This window comes from Variovorax sp. 20P10.2.4, assembly GCF_058244205.1.
On record NZ_JBZAYE010000700.1, the window covers coordinates 1 to 3,573 of the forward strand.

Annotated in this window: 4 protein-coding genes; 3 read left to right on the forward strand and 1 reads right to left on the reverse strand. The window is 72.9% G+C overall.

From position 1 onward, the window contains the following. The 3 genes from AC27VN_RS35895 to AC27VN_RS35905 all read left to right on the forward strand — a co-directional run. Nucleotides 1-1,326, forward strand: a 1,326-nt coding sequence (locus AC27VN_RS35895; protein WP_490879710.1) for an MBL fold metallo-hydrolase, incomplete at its 5' end; no start/stop codon positions are given. Next, a complete protein-coding gene (locus AC27VN_RS35900) occupies nucleotides 1,323-2,039 on the forward strand; it encodes an RNA pseudouridine synthase (protein ID WP_490879711.1) in 717 nt (238 codons plus the stop codon). The genes AC27VN_RS35895 and AC27VN_RS35900, both read left to right, overlap by 4 nt. Before the next feature lie 88 nt (nucleotides 2,040-2,127). After that, entirely contained in the window at nucleotides 2,128-2,712 is a 585-nt protein-coding gene (locus AC27VN_RS35905; protein ID WP_490879712.1) for a hypothetical protein, read from the forward strand. Between the two features lie 16 nt (nucleotides 2,713-2,728). Here the strand turns inward: AC27VN_RS35905 and AC27VN_RS35910 are convergent. Beyond that, nucleotides 2,729-3,573 (reverse strand): MFS transporter (locus tag AC27VN_RS35910; RefSeq protein ID WP_490879713.1); only part of this gene is annotated, 845 nt, incomplete at its 5' end.

Consider the following 3,573-nt stretch of genomic DNA (forward strand, 5'->3'; position numbering starts at 1 on the left):
ATGGACCGCGACGGCCACGCGGCCGTGCCCTTCGCCGAGCAGTGCGCGGCGCGCGGGCTGGTGCTCGAGGCCGACCGCGTGTTCACCTTCGCGCACTGGATCACCGACCGCGACCTGCCCAAGCGCTTCGACGTGCCCTTCCTGGTGGCGCGCATGCCCGAGGGCCAGGAACCCTCGGCCGACGAGAGCGAGCAGTTCGAGCCCAGCTGGGTGCGCCCGGCCGATGCGCTGGCGCGCCACGCGGCCGGCAGCTTCTTCATGATCTTCCCGACCGTGCGCACGCTGCAGCGCATGGCCTCGTATGCCAGCGTCGACGCGGTGCTCGCGGCCTGCGCGAGCGAGCAGCCGCTGTGGACCAGCTGCCCGCGCGGCGGCTTCGTCAACGGCCGCGACGAGCGCTACATGGAGAACGACCCGCCCTACGGCGAGCTCGCGCTGGTCTGCCCCGACGGCCAGATGCTGCATTCGCTCGACTGGAAGAGCGACGCACCGGTGGCGCTGCTGAAGAACGTGCAGCGCCTGACCGCGCCCAACCCGGGCGCGATGACCGGCCCGGGCACCAACAGCTACATCGTGGGCGACGCCGCCACCGGCCACATCGTGATCGATCCGGGCCCGAACGACCCCGCCCACATCGAGCGGCTGTGGCAGGCCGCCAAGGGCGACATCCGCATGATCGTCTGCACGCATTCGCATGCCGACCATTCGCCGGGCGCCGCGCCGCTGCAGGCGCTGGCTGGCGCCGCGAAGCCGCCGATCCTGGGGCTGTCGTCGGCACCCACGGCGCGCGCGAGCGCGCGCTTCTCGGCCGAGCGCGAGCTGGCCGACGGCGAACGCCTGGTACTCGCGGGCACCGGTGCCGATGGCCAGCCGCTCACGCACACGCTGCGCGTGGTCCACACGCCGGGCCACGCGGCCAACCACCTGTGCCTGGTGCTCGAGGAGGACGGGCTGCTGTTCTCGGGCGACCACATCCTCAACGGCAGCACCACGGTGGTCGATCCGCCCGACGGCGACATGACGGCCTACCTCGATTCGCTCGACAAGCTCGACGCAACCTGCGAGGCCGGCGGCGTCGAATTCATCCTGCCCGCGCACGGCCACGTGATCGGCTTCGCGCGCACGGCCATCGCCTACCTGAAGGCGCACCGCCTCAAGCGCGAGGCCAAGATCGCGGCCGCGATGCGCAAGCTGCCCGAGGGCACGCCCGAGCAATGGCTGCCGCTGGCCTACGACGACGTGCCCGAGCGGCTGTGGCCGGTGGCCGCGCGCTCGCTGGCGGCGCACGTGGCGCGCATCCGGCAGCAGGCGGTCGTCGGCTCATGAGTGCGCAAGACAGGCACGACGCCGAGGGCATCCGCCTCGCCAAGCGCGTGGCCGCGCTCGCGGGCTGCTCGCGCCGCGAGGCCGAGCTGCTGATCGAGAACGGGGCGGTGCGCGTCGACGGCCAGCCGGCGCTGCTGCCGCAATCGCGCGTGCAGCCGCACCAGCAGGTGGAGATCGAGGCGGGCGCGCGGCCCGAGCCGGTGCTGCCTGTGACGCTGCTGCTGCACAAGCCGGCCGGCCTGCGCATCGAGCAAGCGCACACGCTGCTGGTGGCGGCCAACCTCGCGGCCGCGCACGGAACGCCGCGCTTCCTGCCCGCGCACGCACGCGGCCAGCAATGCATGACGCCGCTGGAGACCGGCGCCAGCGGCCTGGTGGCCTTCACGCAGGAATTCCGCATCGAGCGCAAGCTGCACGAGGACGCCTCCGTCATCGAGCACGAGATCATGGTCGACGTGGCCGGGGCCGTCTCGCCCGAGCAGCTCGCGCGCTTCGAGCGCACGCCGGCGCGCGTGAGCATCGGCCGCCAGACCCCCGAGCAGACCGGGCTGCGCTTCGCGCTCAAGGGCGCGCAGCCGGGCCAGGTCGCGCACCTGTGCGACCGCATGGAGCTGCGCATCCTCGCGATGCGCCGCATCCGCATCGGACGCGTGCCGCTGGCCGGCCTCGCGCCCGGCCAGTGGCGCTACCTCGCGCCGCAGGAACGCTTTTGACGACGAAGGCTTCGCGCGCCCGCACCGCATGTTCGCGGCCTGCTTTTTTCAGCCAGCGGCTTCGCGCCGCCGACAGGAGACTCCAGCCATGAAGTCCGGATCGACATCCGCCGCCGAGACCGCTCCCTTTCCGCGCCGCCTGCCCGCCACGATGGCGGCCCTGGCCTTCGCCTCGCTCGGCGGCTGCTCGGTGTTCGAGCCGCTGATGCCAGCGCCCCCGCCGCCGCCCGCGCCCGCCCCGCCGCCCATCGTCTCAAGGGACGGCCTGGCGCCGATCACCGAGGACCAGGTCGAGCGCATCCGCGAGCAGATCGCCGCCAAGCCACCGACCCCGGCCGTGGGCCGCGTGGTGCGCAGCGCCTCGCCGACCATCGAGTCGTTCCTGCGCACCGAGGGCTGCATCACCGCGCGCAACGGCGCGGTGCTCAACCCCTTCGCGGCGCCGGGCCGGCTGTTCGACGCCCAGGGCTTCCAGGGCGGCCCGATGGCGCAGATGCAGTACCACGACAAGACCGCCTGCGTGACCGTCAAGCGGATCCAGAACTGGAAGATGGTGTCGCCCAAGCTGCTGCGCTTCGAGGTGGTGTACGTGGGCGACGACGGCGAGGAACGCGCGGTCAAGCACCACGAGCTGATGCGGCAGCCCAAGGGCGGGTGGTTGTTCGCGAAGTAGCCGAGCGCGGCGCGGCTCAGCCCGCCGCCGCCTTGCGCTGCGAACGCAGCGCGATCGCAAACGACAGCTGCGCCACGATCCCCGCCCCCGCGAGCACGATCGCCGAGGCCAGCGCGGGGTTGCGGTGCCCCATGCCCGCGAGCGCGGTGCACAGCGCGCCCACCGCCATCTGCGTGAAGCCGTAGAGGCCCGAGGCCGAGCCGATGATCTGCGGATTGACGCTGATCGCCTGCGTGAGCGCGGCCGGCGAGGCCATGCCGGCACCGACGGTGAACAGGAACATGGCGGCGACGATCAGCGGCACCGACAGGTGGTCGGTGAGCGCGGCACCCAGCAGCACGAAGGCCGCGGCCACGCTGAGCGCGTTGGAACGGATCATGAGCCGGTCGACGCGCACGCGCGCGATCAGGTGGCTGGTGAGGAAGCTGCCGAGCCACACGCCCGAGACCAGGATCGCGAGGTAGATGCCGGCCTCGTGCGCGGGCCGGTGCAGCTGGTCGACGAAGATGAACGGCGCCGAGGCGATGAAGGCGTACATCGAGGTGGTGGCGCAGCCGCCGCCGATGGAGAAGCCGAGGAAGGCCGGCGAGCGCAGCAGCCGCGCGTAGTTGCGCGCGAGCGCGGGCGCGCTGACGGGCGCGCCGGGCCGGCCGGTCTCGGGCAGCAGGCGCCAGGTGAACAGCAGGCCGACGATGCCGAGCGCGAACAGGCCGTAGAAGATCGAGCGCCAGCCCAGGGCGGTGGCGAGCGCGCCGCCGACCAGCGGCGCGATGCTCGGGCCCACGGTCACCATCAGGTTCATCAGCGCGAGGCGGCGCGTCGCCTCCTGCGGCTCGGCGGTGTCGCGCACGATGCTGCGCC